We start from the raw sequence: 26,443 nt of genomic DNA on the forward strand, positions 1-26,443 counted from the left end.
CGACGAAATCAAGACGCACCTGTTGGACCGACAGGAAGCCATCCGCAGCCGCACGCCGCAGGGCGTGCGGCAGGAGGTGTGGGGCATTCTGCTGGCGTACAACCTGGTGCGTGTCGAGATGGAGCGATCCGCGGATGAAGCCGGCGTGGAGCCGACGCGCATCAGCTTCGTCAATGCGCTGTCACTCATCCGCAACGCGTGGCTGGTCTGGTCGACTCCGCCGCTGGCGCCCGGACGGATTCCGGAGCACCTCCTCGACCTGCGCAGGCACCTGGGACTGCTTCTACTCCCGGAACGAAGGAGCGAGAGGCGCTACCCACGAGTCGTAAAGATAAAAATGAGCAACTACGACAAGAAGTGGGTGAAACGCCCCCGCCCTAACTGACCGGCATTGGCCCTAGTCGGGAAGTGTCGACTTCCCGACAGCGCGCTCCCGGGACGACGTGCCACCAGGGAGCCGCGGGCTACTGGTCGCCTTCTCCGGCGAGGTAGCTGAGGATGACCTCGTCGAGGCTCTTCTCGGAGATGAGGTCCTCGCCGAACAGCGTCTCGACGCCGACCTCGTTGATCTTCGGCTTCTCCTTCAGGGCGCGAGCGGCGGCGACCTCGGGGGGAAGCGCGGGAGGCAGGGGCGCGACGGGAGCGACGACCACCGGCTTGGGTGCGACAGGGCCGGGCTGCATCTTCGCGTGGGCCTGTTCGGCCTCCGAAGCCAGCTGACCGGGCTGATAGTGCCGGACGGTGGACTCGAAGTTGTCGTACACGTTGTTGATGAGGTTGCGCAGCATCTCCTTGTGCTGCTCCTCCATCAACTCCCGGACGACCTCCGCCAGATTCTCCGCGTTGAGGATGTCCGAGTAGGACGTCTTCTTGGACGCGAGGATGTTACCGCCCACGAACAGGTGGGTGATGATGTGGGGGTTGTTGACGCCCGAGTCCTCGGTCTGGACGTGGTAGACCTTCCCCTTGTGCTTGATGTTGTGGTTGAAGCCGGTGACGGCCTTCTCGAAGGTTTTCGTCATTGCCGAGGGGCGGACCGTACCAGCCGCTTCCCCACGACACAAGGTAAGCGTCAACCCCGCATGTCGCGCCCTGGGGGACGGTCCGCCAGACGCGCGCAATTCTTGCGGTCGACGCCCGCCTGCCGTGCAGCCCACCCTTCGTGCGGGAACGCGACCTCCGTCCGTTGAAAAGCCGAAAGCGGCTGGGGTACGTACAGGACCTCGCGGTGCGGTGTTGAGCGGCGCCAACGTCCAGGACTCCACGGATGAAGAAGACGAACGAGATCAAGAACAAGGTTCGCCTCCAGGACGCCCAGGTCCTGGCCGGAGGCTACTCACCCGCCATCCGCGCCATGGAGATTGGCGCCATCGTCAGCTTCATCGCGCTGGAGCTGTTCCTCGTCTACCGGCTCTACAACAACCCGCATGGCGGCCCGTGGCTGCTCTTGAGCGCGGTGCTGTTGGGCTACCTCGCCGCGGACTTCGTCTCCGGCTTCGTCCACTGGATGGGCGACACGTGGGGCTCCACGGAGATGCCCATTCTGGGCAAGGCCCTCATCCGCCCCTTCCGCGAGCACCACGTCGACGAGAAGGCCATCACCCGCCACGACTTCGTGGAGACCAACGGCAACAACTGCCTCATCTCCCTGCCCGTGGCCGTGGCCGCCGTGTCCATGCCGCTCACCAGCTCCGGCTGGGTGTTCTGCGCCAGCTTCCTGGGCGCGATGATCTTCTGGGTGATGGCGACCAACCAGTTCCACAAGTGGTCGCACATGGACTCGCCGCCGGCCCTCATCGGCTTCCTGCAGCGCGTGCACCTCATCCTGCCCCCGGCGCACCACCGCATCCACCACACCGCGCCCTTCAACAAGTACTACTGCATCACCGTGGGCTGGCTGAACTGGCCGCTCAACCTGGTGCACTTCTTCCCCCTGGCCGAGCGACTGGTGACGCGCGTCACCGGCCTCGTCCCCCGCGAGGACGACATCGGCGACGAGGCCGCCCGCGCGCTCGTGGAGGCCCAGGTCGCCGCCGAGGCTCCTGTCGTCCAGGTCGCCAAGGAGCTGCTCACCAAGGCCACGACGCAGGAAGAGGCTCCGCCCGTCCCCGTCCCCACCCGCCCCTCCGCCTGAGCGGGCCCTCGGGCGGCGACGCCCGTGTCCCGGTGATTCGGGCGAGCTCCAGGCACGCGATGCGCTGGAGCCTGGACTCTCGACTGACTCGGGCGCGCTCCAGGCACGCGATGCGCTGGAGCCTGGACTCTCGACGAGTGAGGCCCGCGTGCCGCGCGGGGCGCCTCCTCCCGGCTCAGAACTTCAGGTCCACCTGCTCGGCGGAGTCGATGGGCCGGCCGAGGAACCTCGCCCCCACCTCCATGAAGCGCTCGGGCACGTCCGTCACGTAGTACGCGTGAGTCGGTCCACTCGTCGTGGCCGGAGCCAGCAGCTCCTTGCGAGCCAGCAGCGCCGCCACCGCCAGCGCGGTGGCCTCCGCCGAGTCCACCAGCGCGACGTCGGGCCCCACCACCTCCGCGATGACGCCCTTGAGCAGCGGGTAGTGCGTGCAGCCCAGGACGAGCGTGTCCACGCCGTCCCGCGCGAACTCCCCCAGGTACTCACGCGCCGTCAGCAGGGGCACGTCGCCCGTCGTCCACCCTTCCTCCGCCAGCGGCACGAAGAGCGGACACGCGCGCGCCTTCACCTTCACCTGGGGATTCGCGGCCTCCAGCGCCCGCTGATAGGCCCCGGAGCGGATGGTGCCCGGCGTGCCGATGACGCCCACGCCGCCGCCCCGCGTGCGCTCCAGGGCCGCCTGGGCCCCCGGCTGGATGACGCCCACCACCGGCACCGGCAGCGCGGCCTCCAGCGCCGGCAGGGCCGCGGCGGAGGCCGTGTTGCACGCCACCACCAGCAGCTTGATGCCGCGCTCCAGCAGGAACTCCGCGTTCTTCAGCGAGTAGCGCGTCACCACCTCGCCGGACTTGGTGCCGTAGGGCACCCGCGCCGTGTCCCCCAGGTACACCGTGCTCTCGTGGGGGAGGTGCGCCATGAGTGACTTGAGGACCGTGAGCCCTCCGACACCCGAATCGAATACGCCAATGGGACTGTGGCTGCCTTGCCGCATGCCCGGTGTCCCTATCACGTTTGATGCCAACGCCACGGGCTCCCCCGCAACGCGAAGAGGGCCGAGGCACGTGGCCCCGACCCTCTCCTTCACCCCACGAGCGAGCGGGCTTTGGCTACTGCCGCGGGAACATCGAGACGAGGGCGGCGCCGGTCGGCCCCGGGAACACATGGCCGTCGACGTTGACGAACACGCTGTCCTCCACCGAGAAGTACTCCGTGCCGTTGCCCGCCCTCGCGTACATCTCCACCTCGTAGCGGCCCGGGCGGAGGAACTCGTAGACCACCGGCGCGTCGTTGCAGCCGTGCCGGTCGCCGGTGATGCCGTACACCAGGTTGCCGGTGAAGACGTCGCGGAAGTTGATGGCCACCTCGGTGATGCCCGCCTGCGAGCAGCTCAGCGCGGAGCCACCGGAGCGCAGCTCCCACTTGATGGACGCCCCACCAATCACCCACATCGAGGCCAACACGTTCTTCGTCTCGCCGGCCTGGAGGGAGAACTGCCCGCTGTAATAATACCAGGGGTTGTTCTGCCCATCGACGGCCACCAGCTGCAGGTCATGGGTGCCGGCGTTCAGCGTGGGCGTGGTGACGCTGGCGCCCGAGCTTCCCTCCGAGCAGCTGAAGCGGACCCACTCGCCCCCGTTGATGCGGGCCTCCACGTGCGTCACTCCGGCCTGCCCGCAGCCCAGCGTGCTGGAGCCGTCCACGAACTGCCAGCGGATGGCGGCGCCGCTGCTCGAGGAGCGCAGGGTGGCGGTGTAGGACGTCGGCTCTCCGTAGCGGGTGACGAACCGGCCACTGTGGGCGTACATCGTGCGCTGCTGCGAGTCGAGGGCGACCAGCTCCAGGCTGTGCTCACCCGGGTCCAGGTACGGCGTCTTCACGCTGTTGCCACCATGCCCCGCCGCGCAGTCGAAGCGCGCCCACTGCCCACCATCCACCCGGGCATCCACGAAGGCCACACCCGCCTGGTTGCAGTTCGGGTTGCCGCTGCTGGAGTTCGCCGGGAACAGCCAGTTCACGTACGCGAAGGACGGCGGGGCTCCCAGCGGCGCGAGGTCGATGTTCACCGTCACGTCGCCATCCACCCGGAAGGTGCCGGTGGCCTCGTAGAGGACCTCGTTGGTGTAGCTGATGGCCTCCAGGTTGAAGCTGTAGATGCCCGGCGCGAAGTCGTGGAGGACGATGCCGTCGAAGCCGTTGGCCTGGCAGGCGTATTGGCCGTCGTTGGCGAGGCGCTCACCGGGAATCGTGATGTTGACCCCCTTGATGTCGCGGTCCTCGTCGCAGCGCAGACCGCCGAAGGTCCAGCGGAACGTCGCGTCGCCCGGGTAGATGGGCTCGTCGTAGCCGTCGTCGCCGTGGATGATGCAGCCGGTGGAGACCGCCGCCAGGCAGAGGAGAGCAACCAGCAGTCGGGAGTTCATGGGGGCAACCTGTCCGTGGGGTGTTGAGGTGTTCGGCCCGTTTCAGTCACCTCTGACGACCCCCTCCGGGAATTATTCATCCGTACGGCCAAGCAACTTCAAGCAGGCAACCAGCCCCCGCCCTGGTTTGTTTGACCCAGTTGTAGCGGAGTGTTACGCGCTCCAACCCATGACGCCCCACCTGCCCCTGGCGCTTGGCGCCATGAACTACGTGGAGATCATCCGCGACGCTTCCCTCATCGAGCTGGCCGTCCTGCTGCTCCTGATGGGTGTCTCCGTGGCTTCCTGGGCCCTCATCGCCATGAAGGCCACCCAGCTCTCCAAGGCTCGCGCACAGTCTCTCACCTTCCTCGACACCTTCTGGAAGGCGTCCCGGCTGGAGGCCATCTACCAGACGGCCCAGAAGCTCGACGCCTCGCCCCTCTCCAAGGTCTTCTGCGCCGGCTACGAGGAGCTGTCCAAGCTGGCCCAGGTCAAGGAAGGCGGCGCCGAGGGCGCCATGGCCGAGCGGCTGGGCGGAATCGAGAACGTGGAGCGCGCGCTGATGCGGGCCTCCACGTCGCAAATCACGGAGCTGGAGGCGCGGGTGTCGTTCCTCGGCACCGTGGGCGCGGCGTCGCCCTTCGTGGGCCTGTTCGGCACCGTCATCGGCATCCTCAGCGCGTTCAATCAAATCGCCGAGCAGGGCAACGCGACGCTGGCCACGGTGGCGGCGCCGGTGGGCAACGCGCTGTTCGCCACGGCGGCGGGCCTTTTCGCCGCGATTCCGGCCGTGGTCGCCTACAACTCGTTCGTCAGCCGCATCAAGGTGTTCGACACGGAGATGTCGAACTTCTCCGCGGACTTCCTCAACATCATCAAGCGTCACTTCTTCCGCTAGGCGGGCGCGACCATGGGCATGGGCGGAGGCAATCGCGGCGGTGGCCGCACCACGATGAGCGAGATCAACGTCACGCCCATGGTGGACGTGATGCTGGTGCTGCTCATCATCTTCATGGTGACCGCGCCCCTCATCCAGCAGGGCGTGAAGGTGAACCTGCCGGAGACCAAGGCCGCGCCCGTGGAGGCCACGGAGAAGAAGGTGGTCCTCTCCATCGACGCGGGCAAGAAGGTCTACATCGGCGACGCCGAGGTGCCCATGGAGGAGCTGGAGGCGAAGCTCGCCGCCAACGCCAAGGTGCAGGCCGATAAAGAGGTGTTCCTCCATGCCGACCGGGACGTGCCCTACGGCACCGTCGTGGAGGTCATGGCGGCCGCGCAGCGCGCGGGCATCAACAATGTGGGGATGATCACGGACCCTTCGACAGGGGCCAAGACGTCCAACACCTCGTCGACCTCGAAGAAGCCGAAGGAGGCGAAGCGCTAGCCCATGCACTCCGCGGTGAGCCACAGCCTGCTCGTCAATCGCTCCGCGCGGGTGTCGCCGTTCGTCATCGCGTCGGTGGTGGGGCACGTCGTCCTGCTGCTCGCCGCGGTGCTGTACGCGCGCTTCAACGCCTCGCCCCCGGTGGACCTCACCGCGCAGCCCATCCGCGCCACGCTGGTGCGCCTGGGCAAGCCGCGTGACGCGAAGCTGCTGCCCCGCAAGGAGCAACCGCCACCGCCGCCCAAGGAGGTGAACGCGCCCAAGCCCGCGCCGGAAGCGCCGCCTCCGCCCTCTTCCGCCGCCGTCGCGGTGCCCATCCCTGGCGTCAAGCCGGAGCCCACCTCCGCGGCCAAGCCCACGCCGGTGAAGGGCGAGAAGGAAGGCGAAGACCGCCGCAAGCGGCTCTTCGGCGCCTTCGACAAGACGGCCAAGGCGTCGCCGGACGAAGAGCCCGAGGGCGCCGAGGATGGAGACGCGGACGGCGACTCGGCCACCGCCGAGGGCGAGCGCTACTTCGGGATGCTCCAGGCGCAGGTGCGGCGCAACTACAGCGTCGCGGACACCATCCCCGAGTCGGAGCGCATGCACCTCAAGGCGCTCGTCGCGCTGCGCCTGGGACGCGCGGGCGAGGTGCTGGACGTGAAACTCACCAAGCCCAGCGGCAATGATTTGTTCGACGCGGCGGTCCTCAACGCCGTGCGCAAGGCCTCACCCTTCTCGCCTCCTCCCGACCACCTCCGAGACGCGCTGCAGAAGAACGGCGTCAACCTGATGTTCAACGCCCTATGAAAGCCCTGCTCCTCTCCCTCGTCCTCGTCCCGCTCGCGGCGCTCGCACAGACCCCGACCATCGAAATCTCCGGCGCCAACTTCCGCCCGCTGCCCGTGGCGGTGCCCGCGCCCATCACCCAGAACGAGGGCGCCAAGGCGCAGGCCAGCGCCTTCGACACGGCGTTCAACTTCGACCTCGTGGCCTCCGGCATCCTCCAGGTGCTGGACCGCAAGAGCTTCACGGCCGACCCCAAGGAGGGCATGGCCGCCGGCACCATCACCTTCAGCCGCTGGGCGGACGTGGGCGCCGAGGCGCTGGTGAAGATTTCGCTCGCGGACGACGCGGGCACGCTGCGCGGCGAGCTGCGCCTGTTCAACGTGGGCACCGGCCGCGAGGACCTGAAGGTCTCCAAGGACGCGCCGGGCAACAACCCGTCCCTGCTGGCCCACCGGCTGGCGGACGCGCTGTACCGGCACTTCACCCGCGAGCCCAGCCCGTTCCTCTCGCGCATCACCTACGTGCGCAAGGCGGGCAACAACCGCGACGTGGTGGTGTCGGACTGGGACGGCGGCAACCCGGTGTCACTCACCAAGGGCGGCATCAACATCCTCCCCTCGCTGAGCCAGGACGGCGCGCAGGTGGCGTACACGTCCTACCGGAAGAACCGGCCGGACATCTGGGTGCAGCGTCCGGGTGGCGAGGCACGCTCGGTGGTCTCCGCCGGGCAGATGGCCACCGGTGGCGCCTTCTCTCCGGACGGCAAGCGCCTGGCGTACTCGCTGGCCGAGGGTGAGAGCGCGCAAATCTACGTGTCCAACGCCGACGGCAGCGGCCCGAAGGCCATCACCGACACGCCCTACGGCCTCAACACCAGCCCCACCTGGTCGCCCGACGGCAAGCGCATCGCCTTCGTGTCCAATCGCGGCGGCAGCCCGCAAATCTACGTCATGGGCGCGGATGGCTCGGGCGTGCGGCGCCTCACCTTCCAGGGCAACTACAACCAGACGCCGGACTGGTCTCCGCGCGGCGACCTCATCGTCTTCACCGCGCGCGACGAGCGCAACGCGTTCGACCTGTTCACCATCCACGTCGAGACGGGCAAGGTGACGCGCCTGACGCAGGACCAGGGCAACAACGAGGAGCCCGCCTTCTCGCCCAACGGTCGGCTGGTCCTCTTCTCCACCACCCGGGCGGGGGGCTCGCAGCTCTTCGTGATGACGGCGGAGGGCAACAACCAGCTTCCCCTGCGGGCGGAGAAGGGCACGCTCCTGACGCCCGACTGGGCGCCGCTCGCGGACGCGCAGCCGTAGAAGTCGCGGCACGTTGACAGGGGGCGCGTGCTCGGGTCCAGTTCCCGCGCATGAGCGCCCCCTTCCGTTCCCACTGGGGACTGGACCCCGAGGTCCGGTTCCTCAACCACGGCTCCTACGGTGCGTGCCCCACCGCCGTGCTCCAGAAGCAGGCGGAGCTGCGCGCGCGCATGGAGTCGGAGCCCGTCCGCTTCCTCCACCGCGAAATCGAGCCGCTGCTGGACGCGGCCCGGGCCACGCTCGCGGACTTCGTGGGCGCGGATGCGGAGGACGTGTCCTTCGTCACCAACGCCACCAGCGGTGTCACCACGGTGCTGCGCTCGCTGCGCTTCGAGCCGGGCGACGAGCTGCTCACCACGGACCACGAATACAACGCCAGCCGCAACGCGCTCGACTTCGTCGCGGCGCAGTGGGGCGTGAAGGTCGTCGTGGCGAAGCTGCCCTGGCCGGTGACATCCGCGCAGTCGGTGGTGGACGCGGTGCTCGCGCACGTGACGCCTCGCACGCGGCTGTTGCTGGTGGACCACGTCTCCAGCCAGACGGCGCTGGTGATGCCCATCTCCCAGCTCATCTCCACGCTGCGGGAGAAGGGCATCGAGACGCTGGTGGACGGCGCGCATGGGCCGGGCATGGTGCCGCTGTCGCTGCGCACGCTGGGCGCGGGCTACTACACGGGCAACTGCCACAAGTGGCTGTGCGCCCCCAAGGGCGCGGCCTTCCTCCACGTGCGAAGGGACTTGCAGGAGGGCTTGATGCCCCTGGCGGTGAGCCATGGCCGCAACTCGCCCCGCACGGACCGCTCCCGCTTCCGGCTCAACTTCGACTGGACGGGGACGCATGACCCGTCCGCCGCGCTCTGCGTCCCGGAAGCCCTGCGGGTGATGGGTGGACTGCTACCCGGCGGCTGGCCGGAGCTGATGGCGGCCAACCGCAGCAAGGCCCTGGCCGCGCGCGCGCTGCTGTGCGAGCGCCTGAAGTCCGCCCCCGCCTGCCCCGAGGACATGGTGGGCAGCATGGCGGTGGTGACGCTGCCCCCGGGCTACCCGGTGCAACCCGAGCCGCCGCTCTACCTGGACCCGCTCCACCTGCGTCTGTTCGACGAGTACCGCATCGAGGTACCCATCACCGCCTGGCCCAAGCCACCCCACCGGCACGTCCGGGTGTCCGCGCAGCTCTACAACACGGCCGACGAGTACCAGGCGCTGGCGGACGCTTTGGAAGCGCTGCTGCGTTGAGTAGGCTTGCGCGCATGCCGCGATTCGCCACCATCGATATCGGTACCAACTCCGTGCTGTTGCTGGTCGCGGAGCGCACGGAGGAGGGCCGCTTCGAGGCCGTCCGGGAGCGTGCGGAAATCACCCGGCTGGGCCGAGGCGTGGACGCCACGCGCCAGTTGTCGGCGGAGGGGATGGAGGCCACGCTCGCGGTGCTGGAGTCCTTCGCGCGCGAGGCGCGGGAGCTGGGCGCGGAGGACATCGCCGTCTCCGCCACCAGTGCGGCGCGCGATGCGAGCAACGGCGCGGAGTTCCTCTCCGCCGCGAAGGAGCGCGCGGGCGTCACGGTGGAGATCATCTCCGGGCAACTGGAGGCGCAGCTGTCCTTCGCCGCGGTGTACTCGGACTTCGCGGGCGAGGCAGCGGGGCCGCTGCTGGTGCTGGACATCGGCGGAGGCTCCACGGAGTTCATCTTCGGCAACCCCGCGGGCCACGTGGACTTCCGTCACAGCTTCGACGTAGGCGCGGTGCGGCTCACCGAGCGCTGCGTGCGCTCCGACCCGATGTCCCCGGAGGACCGGGCCCGCATCGAGTCGCACCTGCATGACACCTTCAAGACGCTGCCGGCGCCTCCTCCCGCCTCGGTGCTGGTGGGAGTCGCGGGCACGGTGACGACGCTGTACGCGGTGCAGCACGCCATCGACCCGTATGACGCGGAGCGGGTGCACGGTGGCACGCTGTCCGTGGGCGAGCTGACCGCGCTCGTGGACCGGCTGTGCCGGATGCCGCTGGAGGAGCGACGAGCCCTGCCGGGCATGCAGCCCAAGCGCGCGGACGTCGTCCCCGCTGGGGCCATCATCCTGTTGGAGTCGGTGAAGGCCTTGGGCCTGGACGGGTGCCGCGTGAGTGACAGAGGGTTGAGGTGGGGACTGCTGGCGCACCGCTTCGGAGCCGGGGCGGCCCGTTCATGAGCGCGCCCTCCGTGAATCTCTCACCCTCGCCCTCTCCGTCTCCCTCGCCCACCACGTCGCCCGTCGCCCCCGCGTCGAATGCCGGGTACGCGCTGCTCATCCTCACGCTCATCAACCTGGTCAACTACCTGGACCGGTACATCGTCGCGGTGGCGCTGCCGGGCATCCAGAAGGAGTTCGGCATCAACGACACCCAGTCGGGGCTGCTGGGCACCATGTTCATCGTGGTGTTCATGCTGGCCTCGCCGGTGGGCGGCTTCCTGGGAGACAGGTATCCACGTCGGTTGCTGGTGGCGGGCGGCGTGTTGCTGTGGAGCCTCGCGACGGGAGCCAGTGGACTGGCCACGTCCTTCGTCGCGTTGCTCGTCGCGCGCGCGGTGATTGGCATCGGCGAGGCGGGCTATGGCGCGGTGGCGCCGAGCATCATCTCGGATTTGTACCCGCGCGAGCAGCGCACGCGGATGCTGGCGTTCTTCTACATCGCCATTCCGGTGGGCGCGGCGGCGGGCTACGGACTGGGCGGCTGGCTGACGCAGCAGTACTCGTGGCACGTGGCCTTCTTCGCGGGAGGTGTGCCGGGCCTGATTCTGGGGGCGATGGCCTTCTTCATGCCGGAGCCGAAGCGCGGGGCCATGGATGGGCCGGACGCGGAAGCGAAGCTGCCCTTCATGGTGGGGCTCAGGGGACTGGGTCGCAACGCGGCCTTCTGGGCGGTGACGGCGGGCTACACGCTGATGACCTTCTCCATCGGCGGCCTGGGCTTCTGGATGCCGACCTACCTGGTGCGTGAGCGAGGGATGGCGGGAGACAGCGCGGGCTTCATCTTCGGCGCGATTACGGCGGTGGCGGGACTGTTGGGGACGGTGGCGGGCGGCTGGCTGGGCGACAGGATGGACCGCAAGCGCGAGGGCGGTGGCCTGTGGATGTCCGGCATCGGCCTGTTGCTGGCGGCGCCGTGCATGTACCTGGCGGTCAATCTGAAGGAAGTGGGCCCGGCGCTGGCGGCGATGGGCGTGGCGCAGTTCCTCATCTTCCTCAACAGCGGCCCCATCAACGCGGCCATCGTCAACTGCGTGCCGCCCGCGTTCCGCGCCTTCGCCATGGGGCTGAACGTGTTGTGCATCCACCTGCTGGGAGACGCGATTTCGCCCGCGCTCATCGGCAACATCGCCGACGCGGCGAACCTGCGCACCGCCATCGCGGTGAACGCCCTGCCCGTCCTGCTGGGCGGTCTGGCGCTGCTCCTTGGGGCACGATTGTTCCGCGAGGCAGTGCCGCGAGCGCGCGCTACCGCCTGACGGTGGCTGCCGGGCCGCGCGCTGCCGAGAGGCGCGGCTCAGCTCGCGTCTTCCGCGAGACAGGGTGGCGCGCCGCCGAGAGGCGCGGCTCTGCATCAGTCGCCCCTCTCTTCCGCGAGAAGGAGTCGCTCGCGCTACCACCTGACCGAGAGTGCCGTGCGCGTGTTGCCGAGAGGCGCCTCTCAGCCCATCGGCCACCTCGCGTCTTCCGCGAGGCCGCACCGCCCTACCGTCTGACGGCCGCGTCGACCTTCGGCCGGTACTCTTCCGCCAGTCGCTCCACCTCGGCGGCCAGTCGCTCGCCATCGGAGAGCAGCAGCGCCTTGAGGCGCGCGCGATTGCCCAGCGTGAAGAACACGTCGATATCCCGCTTCAGCACGTCCCAGCGCTCGGCGAAGTAGAGCGTGAAGAGCGCCAGGGGCGGCACGGCGACGAAGGTAAGGACCGCCCCGATGGCGCCCGCCCACACTCCCGCGGCGACGGTGAGCGCGCCCCACCACACGAGCGCCACGACGAAGGCGGTGAGGAACTTCACCGTCGCCTGCACGTCCAGCTCGGCCTTGCGGCTGGCGGCCCGAGGCACCTGGTAGGGCAGCCAGAAGAGCGCCAGGCCCAGGGCGGCGAGCGGCAGACCGAACACCAGCGCCAGCAGGTTCTTCACGACGAAGGGGACGACATTGCCCGTGCGGTAGACGAGCGCGAGGTCCTTCGGCCCATCCGCGTGCACCAGCGCCAGACGACGTTGAAACGATGCCAGGTGCGTGCGCACGTCCTCGAAGCGCTCGGGCTCCTGGGCGCGGAACAACTGCACGCCACGCGCCCACAGACGCAGGCGATCCGCGTCCAACGTCCCGCCTTGCTTGAAGGAGAAGAGCTGCTCGGCGAGCTGCACCAGCGGCAGGTCCGCCCACTGCTCCAGGTTGAGCGTCACGGCGCGGAGCCCCTCCGCGATGCGCTCGGTGAGCGCGCGCACGGCTTCGGGCTCCGACGCGGCATCCGCGGGGAGGAACGCGGCGACGTCGATGGCGGGCCCCACGTCGATGAGGACCTCGCTGCGGAACACGTGCTTCTCCGCGTACGTGAGGCCCACGGGGACGATGCGCACCGGCGCGCCCTCCTTCGCGGCGCTCAGGGCGATGCGCGAGGCCCCCGTCTTCAGCTCCGCGAGTCCAGGCTCCGAGTGGCTCTTCCCCTCGGGGAAGATGGTGATGGCGCGGCCCTGCACGAGCGCGCCCTTGGCGGCGTCCAGCGTGCCCTCGTTGCCCCCCATCTTCGTGGGGTCATCCTGCTTGCGGTAAACCGGCAGCGCATCCAGCCCCTTGAGCAACCAGCCCAGGACGGGCATGCGGAACAGCGGCGCCTTCGCCAGGAACGTCACCTTGCGGCGCGTGAGGACGAAGACGAGAGCCGGGTCGATGAGGCCATTGGGGTGGTTGCCCACGAAGAGCACCGGGCCCTCGGGCTCGGCGCCGGGCGCATTCACCTTCACCCGGTAGAAGAGTCGCAGAAACACCGCCACCACGGCCCGGACGCACGCGTAGAACACGGCCCGGACTGTACCTCACGAGCGGACGCGACTGCTCACGGGTACTGGTCCACGACGAGGATGACGCCCGTGTTGTCCTGCACCACGGAGAAGCCCTTCATCGGGCTCGGGTAGGCAATCAGCCCCTCGCCGTCACGGTCCCACCGCGCATCCAGCAGGATTCCGCAGAACGGCACCGACATCGCGCCACTCTCCGGCAGGAACACCCGGTCATACCGACCGAACACCCGGTGCTTCGTCACGTACAACCGTCCGCCGATGCGCGCCCCGGGCAGCTTCGTCTCCCCTTCTTCCCGAGGCAGCGCAATCACGAAGCTGTAGTTGTACCGGGCCGGCCCTGGGTGGTCCTGGATGGCATCGACGATGACGGGAATCTTGTCGCCCGGCTTCAGGCCCAGCCGGTCCATCTGGACGAGTGAGCCCTTCGGACACGTCCCCTCCGGCGGCATCCACTTGGGACGCTCCGGCTTCGGCGCTTCGTCCTTCGTGTGGCCGCACCCCACCCCGCCCACCGCCACCAACCATGCCGCCAGCCATCTGGACGACGCGCGCATCCCGCCTCCTCAGAACGTACCGATGCTGAAGTGGAACTGCGTCCGCGCCTCGTTCACTTCCTCATCCGGGTCCAGGTTGAAGCCCACGTCGAAGGCCAGCGGGCCCACCGGCGTCACATACCGGAAGCCGATGCCCGCCGCGTACCGCAGCCGCTCCAAATCCAGCCGCGTCCGGTCCAACCACAGGTTGCCCGCCTCGAGGAACAGCCCCAGGTCCACCGACGTGAGCGCCGGCACCCGCAGCTCCACCTTGCCCAACGTGAAGAGCTCTCCACCCTGGCTCCCCGGCACCTGCCCCGCGAGCACCGCCTTCAGCTCGCCCGAACACCCCGACGGGCTGATGAGCGAGCGACAGTCCCGCAGTCGCTGATGCAGCGCCTCGCGCACGTCCTCCGGCAGCACGCCGTCCTCGCGGAAGCCTCTCAGGCTCGACGAGCCACCCAGGTAGAACAGCTTCGAGCCGATGGTCTGCGCGCCCGTCTCCAGCGGGACGATGGTGCCCGCGCGCGCCGACAGCGCCAGGCTCGCCCGGCGTCCCAGGGGGATGTAGCCACTCAGGTTGCTCGACAGCTTCACGCCGTTGATGGGGAACGCGGCCACGGCATTGCCCGCCACGTCCGTGGGCTTCACGCTGATGCCCTTCGTGAGCTCCGCGCTGCTGATGAGCACCAACCCACGCCGGGGGTTCGTCGGGTCATCCCGGAAGTCGAGGGTGATGGACGGACGCAGCGAGTGCAGCGCGAAGTCCCCGTAGGGATAGCGCAGCCGCTCCTGGTCGGCGCGATTGAGCAACTCCAGCACGCCCGCGCGCGAGCGCAGCCGGTTGTTCTCCACTTCGTACGACAGCGAGACGTTGAACCAGGACGCCACCGCCCAGTCGAGCGCCGCGGCCGCCGCGAATCGCGAGGACACATACGAGGGCCGGTGCACCCGCTCCGCAATCAAGTCCAACCGCGCGCCCACCTCGAAGGGTAAGAGGAAGTACAAGCGCGGCTGCGACAGCGCGAGGTTGCCACGGCCACCCAGGCCCGCCAGCCCCTGGAGTTCCACGTCGCAACCAGCGGAGGCCGCGCCTCCGGACTGCTGACAGGCGATGCGCCGGTCCGCGGACAGCGCCTCCGCGCTCCAGCCCGCGTAGTTCACCTTCCCGCGCGCGAGCAGGTTCAACCCCAGCCCATCCAGGTTGCGATACGTCGTGTCCAGGGTGATGCGCGGACCGTCGACGAGGAAGTAACCGCCGGACACCTGCCCATCCAGGCGCGCCCGCTCGTGCACCGTCACCACCACGTCCTTGGACGGCTCGCGTCGGGTCGGGTCCGCGAGCGAGACGTCCACCTGTCGGAACAGCCCCAACCGGGCCAGGCGACGCTGGCCCTCCGTCAGCGCCTCCAGCGCGAGCGGCTGCCCCTCCTCCAAATCGAGGTTCGCCATGATGAGGTCCGGGTCCGTGCGGGTCAGCCCCTGCACCAGCACCTTGCCCACCTTCACCTGGGGCCCCACATCCGCGCGGAACACCACCGTCGCCGCGCGGCCGTCTGCTCCAACGGACGACTCCGTGGTGACGCGAGCGAAGAGATAGCCCTGCTGCCCCAGCCCGCGCTCCAGGACCAGGCGCGCCGCCTCCACCGCCTCGAAGCTCAGCGGCAGACCCTTGTGCACCCCCAACCCCGCCCGCGTCGTGAGCGGCGCCGCGCCCTCTGGCAGCCCCTCGTAGCGAACCTCCACCACGCGCGCCTGCGGCCCCTCCTCCACGTCGAAGTCCGCCACCGCCGTGCGCGTGCGCGCATCCACCGACAGCCCGCGGAAGACCACGGACGAGGACAGGAAGCCCCGCTCGCGGTAAGCCTCGTTCATCTCCTCCGTGGCCTCCAGCCACGCCTCCTCCACGTACACCGTGGACGGGTCCGGCACGGGCTCCAGCGCCGCGGCGCGACGGCCATGGCGGCCCTCGGCGTCCAGCGGATCATCCTGGAGCCGCAAGTCCAGCTCCGGCTGGAGCTCGCCCGCGCGAATGCGCTCCGCGAGGAACTCCCGCAGCGTCCCCGAACCAAGCGAGGCATTGCCATGGAAGCGGACCTCTTCGACGCGCAGGGGCTGGCCCTCGTCCACGTCGAAGGCCAGCACGGCCACCTCGCCATCCGGACGCGTCACCTCGCGCGAGCGCACCTTGGCGTCGTGGAAGCCACGGTGGCGATAGAAGGACTCCACCCGCCGCGCCAGCCGTCCTGCCACCACCTCGTCGAGCGGCTCCGCGGCGTCATGCGCCAGCACGCCCTCCAGAATCTCCGCCGAGAAGCGGTGGTTGCCATGGAAGCGCAGCGAATACCGGGGGCCCGCCGACAGCGGCACCGCCACCGACGCGGAGCTCCCCTCCACCAGCACCGAGGGCGTGCCCACCTGCGCCCGCCAATGCCCCTCCTGCCGCAGCAACATGCGCAGCTGGTCCAACCCCGCATCCAGGCGCGCCCGGTCGAACACCTCGCCCGGCTGCATCGCCAGCACGCTCAAGAGACGCGGCAACGGCAGGCCCGGGCTTCCCGAGAAGCTCACCTGTCGCACGAGCGTCGGCTGACCCTCGGCGATGAGGAGCAACACCGCGACGCCATCCGTCACCGGCTCCTGCCGCGCCGTCACCTTCACGGAGTCGTAGCCCTTGCGCTGGTACGCCTGGAGCACGGAGGACACCGCGCCCTCCAGCTCCTCGCCGTCCAGAGGTCCACCTTCCAGCAGGCCGCTGGCGTCCAGCAGCTCCGCGTCCGACAGCACCACGTTGCCGTCGAAGCGCAGCCGGGCCAGCCGCGACACGGGCGTGAGCTGGAACACCAGCTTCACGCCACCGGGTACGTCCTCCGCGCTCGCGATGACGTCCGCGAAGCGCCCCGTGGCCCACAGCCGTTCCACCGAGCGACGCACGTTCCCTGGCGTCAGCGCCTGGCCCTTGCGCACCGCCACCAGCGCGCTGAGTCCCTCCGCGTCACCGCCGCCCTGGAGGTGCAGCTCCACGGCCACGACTTCTGGCCCGGGAACGTCGACCTCGCGAAGCTGGGCTCGCGCCAGCCCCGCGCACAGGACGCAGAGCCACAGCACCAGCGCCATGGCGGCGCGGGCTACTCGACCTCCCAGCTCAGCTTCAGCTCGAGCCCGAGGTTGCCAAACGAGGCTTCGCTGTTCTCGTTGTCCCACTGGGCCTGCGCGGAAAGTCTGTCGTCGAAGCGGTACTCGGCACGCGCCCGCGTTCCTCGCCCACTCACGGGTTGAGTCATACCGATTTTAAGCTGCTCGCTGAGGAACTTCGACTCCAGTTGCGCGGTGGGCTCCGCTTGACGTGTGGCGTCGTTGTAGGTCGTGGAAATCTGGAGGGACAAATCCCGCAGCACCGGATTGCTGGGGAGGAAGCGCTGGACCTGCCGGTCCAGGCCAGACACGTTGAAGAGGGCCTCGGCCGCCAGCCCGGCGCCCGCGCTCGCCGCCGTCTCCTGGTCCGACGAGGTGAAGCCCAGCGTCAGCAGGGAGACGATGTCGCCTTCCACCAGCGCCGGCTCCGAGGACAGGAGGACCTGGGGGTCCGTGGGCTTGCCGAAGGCGTGGAGCTTCACCACGTACTCGCGCACCTGCGTCTGCGCCTGGACCTCGAAGACGGGCTCCAGGCTGGTGGCGTCCTGGAACTCGAGCTGACCCTGACTGATGGTGAAGGGGTTGTTGCGGAAGAACGCCTGGCTGCCCTCCGCCAGCTCCACCCGGCCCAGCAGGCCCGGCCGCAGGTCCGTCCCCGTCAGCCGCACGTCGCCCAGCATCCGCGCCTTGGCCAGGTTGTTGTCCACGCGCACGTCCCCGAAGTGGACGTTCACATCCCAGATGACCCAGGGCTTCTGCTGCTCGCCCGTGACGGCGTTCGCCGACGAGGACGCCGCGTTGGCGCGCTTCTGCATGGACTTGAGCAGGGACTCCACGTCCAGCGCCTTCTGGTAGCGCATCTTGACGATGTCCATGCCGCCCGTGACGGTGAACCCCCGGGGCGGTCCCACCACCTGGAGCAATCCGGAGAACGTCGCCGGCAGGTCCTCCGTCAGCCGGTAGGGCACCTCGTCGAGTTGCACCGTGAGGCCCAGCCGCTGCGGCAGGAAGCGCGCGAGCCGCACGTCTCCGCGCGCCGAGATGCGCCCCTCGTTGAGCAGCCCCTGGAGGTGCTCGAGCAGCACCCTCTGCCCCGTCAGCTCCACGCGCCCGGACATGCCTCGGATGTTGACGGGCAAATCCCGCATGGCGAGGCGCATGTCCAACAGCTCCGCGCTGCCCACCACGGACGGCGCATCCAGCGTGCCCGTCGCCTCCGCGTCCACCGTGACGCGGCCCGTGGAGCGCTCCACCATGGCGGGCATGAGCGACTCCAGCAGGCGCAGGTCTCCACCGCCGCGCAGGGTGAAGGCGATGCCGCCGCGCGTGGTCATCCACCCGCCCAGGTTCAAATCGATGTAGGGCCCGAGGAAGCGGAACGGCTGCACCTCCACTCGGCCCTTTCCATAGGAGAGCGAGACGGGTGCCGCGTTCTCGCCGCGTACGTCGCCGCGAGACAGCACCAGCTTGTCCACCGTCGCGCTCAAGTGCGCCGCCTCGGGCTCCATCAGCGGCCCCTTGGCCGTGAGCGAGCCGGACACCGCGCCGGACACGCCGGCCCACAGCGGCTCCGAGGGAAGCAGCGGACGAATCTCGGGCAGCGCCAGCGTTAGCGACGCGTCATAGGGCCACGCGTCCTGCACCTTGAGCTTCACGCGCCCGTCGGCGTCCTGGAAGGGCCGTCCCCAGACCTCCAGGTCCTTGCCCACCAGTCGTCCGGTGAGGTCCATGGCACCCAGGTTGCGGTCGGCGAACGTCACGCGCGGGGCGCGCAGCGTGACGTCGACGACGGGCAGGTCGGACGTGCCGGACACGACGCCATCCATCACCATCGTCCCCTGGATGCCCATGCGCCGCGCCAGCTCCGGCTCCACCGTCTCCGCCAGCGACAGGCCATCTCCGCCGAAGCGGTAGTCCAGCCCGCCCGCGAACAGCAGCGTGCCCTCCGCCCACGTGCGTCCCAGCGGACCACGCAGCTCCGTGCGCTCCAGCACCATCGCCTTGCCATCCACGAAGCGCAGCCGCGCCGAGCCATTCCCCAGGCGACGGCCGTAGTACGTGGTGTCCTTCACGTCGAAGGCCACCAGTCCCTCCAGTCGCTCGATGGGACTGTCTATCTCCACGCGACCTGAAGCCGTGCCGCCCAGCGTGCCCTGCATTACCGCCAGCGACGGCGTCAGGCCCGCCACCACGTCGACCAGGTCCTCGGTGCGTCCCTGGGGGACATTCACCTCGAGCATCAGGTTGAGCAGCCGGCCGAAGCCCACGGCGGCCTTGCCGTAGTACTGCGTGCGCCCCTTCTGTCCGGTGAACGAGGGGAAGGCGAGCACCCCATCGGAGTAGTTCAGCTTCCCCTGCAGCACCCCCATCGAGAAGCTCCAGAAGACGAAGTCGCGGAACGACAGTCCCGACTCCACCTTCACCTCCGACACGGGCCCCGTAATCGAGTACGTGGCGTTGCCCCGCCCCGCCCACTTCAGCCCCGCGATGTGGCCGAAGTCCGCGAGCTCCAGCTCGCCCTTGCCGTGGATGTCCAGCCCCAGCCCGTTGCCGATGAGCAGCCCCACGTCGCCCTGGACGCGCGAGCGGCCCACCTCCGCTGAGACATGGTTGAACGACACGCGGTCCGCCTGAATCTTCACCTGCGCCTGCGCGCGCCCCTTGTCGAACTCCAGGATGGTGATGCCGTCGGACGACGGTGCGTCATACGCCCGCGTGGCCAGCGTGAAGCGGCCGGTGCGCAAATCCAGCGGCCCTGACAGCGAGAAGCGCGGCAGCAGGTTGCCCGTGAGCTGCGCGTCGAGCGTGGCCGGGAAGTCCACCCACGCGCCCTTGATGCCCGCCTTGTCCAGGATGCGCGCCAGCGACGCGTCCTCCGTCTTGAGGCTGAGTTCCAGGGGGAACAGCGGCGTCAGCCCCAGCTTGCCCGTGGCGCGCACCCTGCCCGCTCCCACCGGCACCACCACCTCTTCCACCCGGAGCTCGTCTCCCGAGTAGGACAGGCGCGCGGAGATGTTGGCCGGGCCGTACCTGTCGTAGCCCAGCCCGTTGCCCGACAACTCCAGCGACACCGCGGGAGACTCCGCCTTGCCGGCGATGGACACGCGGCTCCACAGGTGCCCCGTCGCGGGCTTCGGCAACAGCTTCGCCTGCGACAGCGTGCGCAGCGGGAGGAACACTTGCGCATCCAGCGCCAGGTGCGGCTGGCACAGCGAGTCCACCCGTCCCGACACCGTGGTGCTGATGTCATCCAGGGACACTTCCGCGCGCTCCAGCTCCAGCAGCGCCTCGTCGGGGTCCACGGCGCCGGCGAAGGCCAGCCGCTGCAGCGCCAGCTCCTTGCCATCCGGGCCCAAACGCACGAGGCCGCGACGGGCCTCCGCGTCCAGCTCGATGACGCCCCAGCGCTCCGTCCAGCGCACGTCCAGGTCAGCGACTTCGACGCGCCGGCCCTCGGGAAGTGCCAGGCGCAGCTCCGCGCCGGTGATGTCCAGGTGAGCAATCCTCACCCGCTCCAGCGGGTCCAGGAAGCAGCCCTCCGACTTCTTCGCCGGCTCCGTCGAGGGCTGGGACAAGTCCAACGCCACGCGGGGCCGGTCGGCGCGCACCAGCGCGAGCGTCAGCCGGCCGGAGAAGGGGCGCAGGAAGCCGAACTGCACCTCCGCGGTGTCCGCCGCCACCAGCGGCGTGTCTTCACCCGGCAGGAAGAGCGAGAGGCCGTGCACCACCACGCGCGAGCCCAGCGGATCCAACTCGCATCGGCCAATGCCCACGTCCAGCCCGAGCACGTCAGGGAGGTGCCGCCGCGCGACGGTGCAGGCCACTTCCCACGTCTCGGGCATGCGCAACGCGAGCACACTCCCCGATAGAACGAGGAGCACGAGCAGCAGCGCTCGAAGCGCACCGTTGCGGCTCTGTGTCGCCAAAGCCCCTAGAGCTTACCCAGCCCTTCGAGGTAGCGGTCTATCTCCGCCAGGTCGAGCTTGTTGTTCGACGCTCGGGGCAGGTTCGTCGCCGGGGCGGTGCTCGCTCGCTCGCCTGCTCCGGGAGCAGTCGCGTTGATGCCCTGGAGTCCCAGGTTCTTTCCGATGCGATGCACCAGCTCCGCCGAGACTGTCTCGGCGCGCGCGAGGAAGGCCTCGAAGAGCGCGTTGTCGCACAGCGTGTTGATGACCCGCGGCGAACCGGACGAGTGCTCGTGCACCGCCAGCAGCGCCTCCGGAGAGAACGGCATGCGGGGGCAGCCCGCGAGCCGGAGGCGGTGCTTGATGTAGGCCTCGGTGGACTCGGCGGTGAAGGGCTCCAGCTTGTAGCGCATGGCCACGCGCTGGGCGAGCGGCGGGTCCAGCTTCAGGTTCTTCTCAATCTCGGGCAGGCCGAAGAACACGAAGGAGATGAGCTTGCGCTCCGGCACTTCCAGGTTGAGCAGGCCGCGGAACTCCTCCATCAGCTCCCGCGTCTCCAGCATCTGCGCCTCGTCGATGAGGACGACGGCCTTCTTGCCGGACTCGTAGATCTGCAGGAGCCGCTGGTAGAGCTGCGACAGGAGCGCGAGCTTCTCCTGCGCGGGGTTCTCCACGCCCAGCTGCAGGGCGATGCGCCGCAAGAGCCAGTTGGCGGTGATGCCCGAGTGGATGATGACCAGCAGCGCGGCCTCGTACTCGGACTCGGGCAGCGAGTCGAGCATGCGGCGGGCCAGCGTCGTCTTCCCCGCGCCGATGTCGCCGACGAGGATGGACAGGCCCTTCATGTAGCTCACCGCGTGCATCAGTCGGGTGAGCGCCTGCGAGTGCTGCGCGGAGTTGTAATAGAAGCGGCTCACCGGAGCGTTGGAGAAGGGCTCCTGCGTGAGGTCGAAGAAATCGAGGTAGGTCGTCATGGGCTCGCCGGACCTCGGGGGCAACTACACGTAACCGACCTTGCGCGCCTTGGGGGCGCCGGCCGCTGGCACAGGGGGATTCGCCACCGCCGCGGCGGGTGCGGCGCCGTGAGATTTGGCGCCATTCACCGCGGTGGGTGCCGGGGTCGGCAGGGGGTCGTCTTCCGGCTCCGTACTCGCCGCGAGGCGGGACACCTGCGTGCCCACGTCGCGGTACTTCGCATCCATCGCCACCACTCGCTGGTAGTGATGCAGCGCCTTGCCAGGCTCGCCATTGGCCTCGTAGGCCAGCGCCAGCTCGAAGCCGAGCGCCTTGGCCGCCTCACCCGTCGCATGCGGGCTCGCGAGCCCTTCACGGAAGGTCTCCACCGCGGAGCCTCCGTCGCCGCGCAGCAGGTGCAGCATGCCCATCATCGTGAGGCAGTCCACCTCGCGCTTGGTGCCCGCGGAGCCCTGCCGGGCCACCTCGAACTCGTGGAGCGCGTCGTCCAGCAGGCCCATCTCCTTGTAGGCGATGCCCAGGTCGTAGTGGGTGTCCACGTCCTCGGGCTTCACCACCTTGGCCAGGCCCTTCTTGAACTCGGAGAACACCTCCTCCACCGAGTACTGGAAGTCCTCTTCCGCGGGTGCCGGGGCGACCGTGTCGTCGCCCAGGTTGTCGATTTCGCCGGCCAGCTCCGCCGCCAGGTCGAACGCGTCGCGCTCCGCGCCGGCATCCGTCACCGGCTGCACGGAAGGCACGGAGATGGGCTCCAGCGGCTCCTCTTCGGGCGCCGCCCCACCGCTGGCCTCCATCGCCTCCAACCGCTCCATCAGCTCGGTGGCGCGCGCGTGGCCCGGGAAGGCGATGGTCACCGTCTCCAGGATTTCGCGGGCCTCTTCCAGCAGGCCCTGGTCCAGGAAGAAGGCGGCCTCGTCGCACTCCTCGCCCGCGGGCTCTTCCTCGTCACCCTCGGTGGCGCCGTCGGCGACCAGCTCGGCGGAGGCCTCCTCGGGCTCCTCCACCGACTCGAAGTCGGACTCGACCTGAGGCTCCGAATCGAAGTCGGCCTCGGCTTGCGGCTCCTCCACCGACTCGAAGTCGGACTCGACCTGCGGCTCCGAGCTGAAGTCGGTCTCCGGGTCCTCCGCCGGCATGTCGTCCAGCGACACGATGGCATGCGAGGCGGTGGGCTCCTCCTCCTCGAACGGATCCCCCAGCGAGGGCATGTCCGAGCCCGGTGCCTCCTCCAGCTCGTCGAGCATGGAGGCATCCAGCGGAGCGATGCCCACGCGCGTGGGCATCTCATCCACGTCCAGCGGGGCCTCTTCCACGTACACCGGCTGCTTGCGCGTGTTCGGCGCGGCCTCCTGGAGCAGGGCCCGCGTGGGAGCGCGCACCATCGTCGGAGGCGGCTCGTCCTCGTCTCCGAGCGACAGCGCCGCCATCGACGACGACGTGGCCTCGTCGTCCGAGTCCCCCAGCGACATGCCCTCGTCGCTGGCGTACGACGCATCCAGGTCCGCCGACTCGACGAGGGGCTCGTCCTCCGAGGAGGCGAGGCCGGGCTCGTCCGTCAGCATCAGCCCGTCGTCGTCTCCGGAGACAAGCGTCTCGTCCGCGGAGTCCGAGGCCAGGTCTTCCGGCGCGGGCGTGTCGAAGACGTCGTGCTCACCCGAGGTGATGGCCTCGCCGACGAGCGCTTCCTCGCTGACGACGGTGGCGTCACCCTCATCGTCGATGACCTCGTCGGAGTCGCTCGAGGGCAGCGTGGCCAGCGCCAGCTCGTCGCCAGGCGGGTGCAGCAGCGCGTCCTCGGGAGGCGGCGCGACGAGCACCTCGTCGTCGCTGGAGTCCACGAGGATGGCGTCCTCGCCCACCGACTCCACCACCGTGGCCGACGGCACCGCCGCCACCGGGCCCTCCACGCGCAGCACCGACAGGAACGCCGGCACCTCCGGGTGGGAGGGGTTCTGCTGGAGGATGGTCGCCAGGTACGGCTGCGCGCGCGTCGAGTCCGCCGCGCGAGTGCACAGCCGCAGCACGTTCAGGAGCTGCTCGGACGCCTGCGCCGAGTTCCCGGACGCGACGTAGATTTGATACGCCTTCTCGTGCGCATCCAGGTTCTCCGGGTCCACGGAGAAGACCTTGCGCAGATGCTCCAGCGCTTTGTCGTGGAGCCCGTACTTCACGTAGACGTCGGTCTCCGTGAGCAGCTTGGAAAGCTGCTCGCGGGCAAGGCCTCCCGGCTGCTGCGCGGGCGGCGCCGCCACGGGAGCCGGAGCGGCCTGGGGCGCGGGCTGCGGCGCGGCGCGAGCGGCGGGCTGCGGCGCCGCGGAAGACATGGGCTGCGGAGCCTGTGCCGGCTGCGGCGCGGCGGGGGCCGGCGCGGGGGCACGGCGCGCGAGCAGATCCGGGTCCTGCGGATCCAACACTTCAATCTGCGTCCAGACGGCCTCGGCCTCGGTCTGCCGGCCGCGCTCCTGGTGGATCTTCGCCAGTTCCTTGTAGACGGACACCGTCTTGGAGGTCTGCCCCAGGCCCTGGAAGGCCTGCGCCAAGAGCGACAGCGTCTCCACGTCGCGGCCATCCGCCTTGAAGCACACCTGCAGCTTCGCGAGCGCGCGCTTCTGGTCACCGCGTTGCAGATACGAAGTCGCCAGCTCCTTGGCGAGCGGCAGGTTGTCCGGCTCGAGCGTGGACAGTCGCTCGGCCACGCGGGCCCAGTCGTCGCCGCGGCTGTTGCGCTTGAGGTATTCGGCGGCGCGCTTGAACTCCTGGATGGCTTCGCGCGTCATGTTCTCGCGAGCGTAGAGCTCCGCGAGTTTGATCTTCGACGCCACGTTCTCGGGGTCGAGATCCACCATCTTCTTCAAGGTATCGAGCGACGACTTGGTGTCGCCCGCCTTGTCGTAGTGGTTGGCGACGATCTGGAAGTACGCCATCGCCTCCGACATCAGCCCGAGCTGCTGGTGAAGCTCCGCCAGCTTGAGGTTCACCTCCAGCAGGTTCGGGTTGAGCTTGAGGACTTGCTTGTAGAGGGCGACAGCCTTGAGGAAGAACCCGTCGGAGGAGTAGCTCTCCGCGACCTTCGTGAAGAAGTGCGCCGCCTGGGCGTTGTCGTTCTTCTTGACGTACAGCTCGCCCATCTTCTGGAGGACCCGGATGTCTTTCGGATCAACCTCCAGGACCTTCTGGTACTCCTTGATGGCTTTGTCGTACGCGCCCTTCGCGACCAGCTTCGCGGCGGCTTCGATGATCTTGTTCTTGTCCATCGAGCGTGGGCTTCCGGAAAGCCGAAACCCCTTGGAACTTCGCGGGTTTCTATCTTCAAAAGGGGGAGAGTCGGAGGCTAACGGAATCCTCCAACGCGGGTCAAGAAACAGCCCGGCTCCCCCCAGGGCCAGCTCACCTGCTCGCATGCCCGCCCCACGGGCGGGAACGCCACGTAGGCGGACGTGTGCTACGGCGTCTCTTCAACAGCTTTTTTCAACCGGCGAGAACCCGTCTCGCTGGCCAGGAGCCGCTCCACGAAGCGCGTGTCGTAGTTGCCTTCCTGGAACGACTCGTCCGCCAGCGCCGCGCGGTGGAAGGGGATGTTCGTGCGGATGCCTTCCACGACGTACTCGCCCAGCGCGCGCTGCATGCGGCGGATGGCCGTCTCGCGGTCCTCGGCGTGGACGATGAGCTTGGCCAGGAGGCTGTCGTAGTACGGCAGCACCGTGTAGTTCTCGTAGGCGCCTGAGTCCACGCGCACCCCGTAGCCACCCGGCACGCTGTAGCCGGTAATCTTCCCGGGCCAGGGAGCGAAGGTAATCGGGTCCTCGGCATTGACACGACACTCGATGGCGTGCCCGCGCATCTGGATGTCTTCCTGCTTGAAGCGCAGCGGGTGGCCGTAGGCCATGCGGATCTGCTCGCGGACCAGGTCGATGCCCGTGACGAGCTCCGTCACCGGGTGCTCCACCTGGATGCGCGTGTTCATCTCCATGAAGTAGAACTCGCCGCGCTCGTCCAGCAGGTACTCGATGGTGCCGACGTTGTTGTAGCGCAGCTTGCGCATCGCCTGGACGGACACCTCACCCATCCGCTGCCGCAGCTCCGGCGTGAGCGCGGGCGACGGGCTCTCCTCGATGAGCTTCTGGTGCCGGCGCTGCACCGAACACTCGCGCTCGTTGAGGTGGATGACGTTGCCGTGCTCGTCGGCGACGATCTGGATTTCGATGTGGCGCGGCTTCTCTACGTACCGCTCGATGTAGAGGTCGCCGTTGGAGAAGGAGGCCACCGCCTCCGCCTGCGCGGTGGAGAACGCCTGGGCCAGCGCGCTCGGCTCGCGGACGATCTTCATCCCCTTGCCACCACCACCGGCGGCGGCCTTGAGGATGACGGGGAAGCCAATCTCCCGGGCGAACGCCTCCGCTTCGCGGGGGTCCTTCACCGTGCCGGGGCTGCCGGGCAACAGCGGCATGCCTGCCTCGCGCGCCGCCTGCCGCGCGCGGACCTTGTTGCCCATCATCCGCAGCATCTCCGGACGGGGACCGATGAAGCGGATCTTGCAGTTCTCACACACCTCGGCGAACTCGGCGTTCTCCGAGAGGAAGCCGTAGCCGGGGTGGATGGCGTCCGCGCGGGTGATTTCCGCCGCGGAGAGCAGCTGGGGGACGTTGAGGTAGCTCTCCTTGGACGCCGGAGGGCCAATGCAGACCGCCTCGTCGGCGAAGCGGACATGCAGGGCGTTGGCGTCCGCCGTGGAGTGCACCGCCACCGTCGCGATGCCCAGCTCCCGACAGGCGCGGATGACCCGCAGGGCAATCTCCCCGCGGTTGGCAATCAGCACCTTCTTGAACACGGGGGTGTCTCCTGAAACGGCCGGCTCGGGCGCGCGC

Annotated in this window: 18 protein-coding genes and 1 pseudogene; 9 read left to right on the top strand and 10 right to left on the bottom strand. The window is 69.0% G+C overall.

The window, feature by feature from the left end; all coding sequences use genetic code 11:
* Window positions 1–385: pseudogene (locus LZ199_RS16030) on the top strand (IS4 family transposase); the annotation flags it as partial.
* A 79-nt stretch (window positions 386–464) separates the two neighbouring features.
* On the opposite strand, the gene LZ199_RS16035 reads toward LZ199_RS16030, so the two are convergent.
* On the bottom strand, window positions 465–1,022 hold the full coding sequence (locus tag LZ199_RS16035; protein WP_253994573.1) for a hypothetical protein: 558 nt from the start codon (window positions 1,020–1,022) through the stop codon (window positions 465–467).
* Window positions 1,023–1,267: 245 nt separating this feature from the next.
* Between LZ199_RS16035 and carF the strand changes: the two genes are divergently transcribed.
* Entirely contained in the window at window positions 1,268–2,134 is an 867-nt protein-coding gene (carF, locus tag LZ199_RS16040; RefSeq protein ID WP_253994574.1) for a plasmanylethanolamine desaturase, read from the top strand.
* Between the two features lie 175 nt (window positions 2,135–2,309).
* Here carF and murI read toward each other — a convergent pair whose 3' ends face one another.
* Window positions 2,310–3,125, bottom strand: coding sequence for a glutamate racemase (murI, locus tag LZ199_RS16045; protein ID WP_253994575.1), 816 nt, complete (start codon window positions 3,123–3,125; stop codon window positions 2,310–2,312).
* Between the two features lie 115 nt (window positions 3,126–3,240).
* A complete protein-coding gene (locus LZ199_RS16050) occupies window positions 3,241–4,554 on the bottom strand; it encodes a hypothetical protein (protein WP_253994576.1) in 1,314 nt (437 codons plus the stop codon).
* 169 nt (window positions 4,555–4,723) lie between these two features.
* Here LZ199_RS16050 and LZ199_RS16055 point away from each other — a divergent pair, with 169 nt between their 5' ends.
* From LZ199_RS16055 to LZ199_RS16085, 7 genes are read left to right on the top strand one after another with little or no spacing between them, the layout of a single operon-like run.
* Window positions 4,724–5,434: a MotA/TolQ/ExbB proton channel family protein gene (locus LZ199_RS16055; protein ID WP_163865353.1), complete on the top strand. Its 711-nt coding sequence runs from the start codon at window positions 4,724–4,726 to the stop codon at window positions 5,432–5,434.
* A 12-nt stretch (window positions 5,435–5,446) separates the two neighbouring features.
* Window positions 5,447–5,920 (top strand): protein TolR, encoded by a 474-nt coding sequence (gene tolR / locus LZ199_RS16060; protein WP_253994577.1) that lies wholly within the window; start codon window positions 5,447–5,449, stop codon window positions 5,918–5,920.
* A gap of 3 nt (window positions 5,921–5,923) precedes the next feature.
* Window positions 5,924–6,709, top strand: a complete 786-nt coding sequence (locus LZ199_RS16065) for an energy transducer TonB (protein WP_253994578.1) — start codon at window positions 5,924–5,926, stop codon at window positions 6,707–6,709.
* Window positions 6,706–8,001, top strand: a complete 1,296-nt coding sequence (locus tag LZ199_RS16070; protein WP_253994579.1) for an LpqB family beta-propeller domain-containing protein — start codon at window positions 6,706–6,708, stop codon at window positions 7,999–8,001. The genes LZ199_RS16065 and LZ199_RS16070 overlap by 4 nt, the downstream gene beginning before the upstream one ends.
* Window positions 8,002–8,051: 50 nt before the next feature.
* Complete coding sequence (locus LZ199_RS16075; RefSeq protein ID WP_253994580.1) at window positions 8,052–9,236, top strand: aminotransferase class V-fold PLP-dependent enzyme; 1,185 nt, start codon at window positions 8,052–8,054, stop codon at window positions 9,234–9,236.
* 14 nt (window positions 9,237–9,250) lie between these two features.
* A complete protein-coding gene (locus tag LZ199_RS16080) occupies window positions 9,251–10,186 on the top strand; it encodes a Ppx/GppA phosphatase family protein (RefSeq protein ID WP_253994581.1) in 936 nt (311 codons plus the stop codon).
* On the top strand, window positions 10,183–11,484 hold the full coding sequence (locus tag LZ199_RS16085) for a spinster family MFS transporter (protein ID WP_253994582.1): 1,302 nt from the start codon (window positions 10,183–10,185) through the stop codon (window positions 11,482–11,484). The genes LZ199_RS16080 and LZ199_RS16085 overlap by 4 nt, the downstream gene beginning before the upstream one ends.
* A gap of 226 nt (window positions 11,485–11,710) precedes the next feature.
* Here LZ199_RS16085 and LZ199_RS16090 read toward each other — a convergent pair whose 3' ends face one another.
* The 7 genes from LZ199_RS16090 to accC form a co-directional block, all read right to left on the bottom strand.
* Window positions 11,711–13,030 carry a lysophospholipid acyltransferase family protein gene (locus LZ199_RS16090; protein WP_253994583.1) on the bottom strand — a complete coding sequence of 440 codons (1,320 nt, stop codon included), beginning with the start codon at window positions 13,028–13,030 and terminating at the stop codon, window positions 11,711–11,713.
* A 35-nt stretch (window positions 13,031–13,065) separates the two neighbouring features.
* Window positions 13,066–13,584 (bottom strand): hypothetical protein, encoded by a 519-nt coding sequence (locus LZ199_RS16095; RefSeq protein WP_253994584.1) that lies wholly within the window; start codon window positions 13,582–13,584, stop codon window positions 13,066–13,068.
* A gap of 9 nt (window positions 13,585–13,593) precedes the next feature.
* Window positions 13,594–16,680 (bottom strand): POTRA domain-containing protein, encoded by a 3,087-nt coding sequence (locus tag LZ199_RS16100; protein WP_253994585.1) that lies wholly within the window; start codon window positions 16,678–16,680, stop codon window positions 13,594–13,596.
* 11 nt (window positions 16,681–16,691) lie between these two features.
* Window positions 16,692–20,624 carry a translocation/assembly module TamB domain-containing protein gene (locus LZ199_RS16105; RefSeq protein WP_253994586.1) on the bottom strand — a complete coding sequence of 1,311 codons (3,933 nt, stop codon included), beginning with the start codon at window positions 20,622–20,624 and terminating at the stop codon, window positions 16,692–16,694.
* 5 nt (window positions 20,625–20,629) lie between these two features.
* Window positions 20,630–21,577: an ExeA family protein gene (locus tag LZ199_RS16110; protein ID WP_253994587.1), complete on the bottom strand. Its 948-nt coding sequence runs from the start codon at window positions 21,575–21,577 to the stop codon at window positions 20,630–20,632.
* Window positions 21,578–21,601: 24 nt separating this feature from the next.
* Window positions 21,602–24,832: a type IV pili formation protein SgmX gene (gene sgmX, locus LZ199_RS16115; protein ID WP_253994588.1), complete on the bottom strand. Its 3,231-nt coding sequence runs from the start codon at window positions 24,830–24,832 to the stop codon at window positions 21,602–21,604.
* 188 nt (window positions 24,833–25,020) lie between these two features.
* Window positions 25,021–26,406, bottom strand: coding sequence for an acetyl-CoA carboxylase biotin carboxylase subunit (accC, locus tag LZ199_RS16120; protein ID WP_253994589.1), 1,386 nt, complete (start codon window positions 26,404–26,406; stop codon window positions 25,021–25,023).
* Between the last annotated feature and the right edge of the window lie 37 nt (window positions 26,407–26,443).

The sequence above is a fragment of the Myxococcus qinghaiensis genome (assembly GCF_024198215.1).
GTDB classification, from domain to species: Bacteria; Myxococcota; Myxococcia; order Myxococcales; family Myxococcaceae; genus Myxococcus; species Myxococcus qinghaiensis.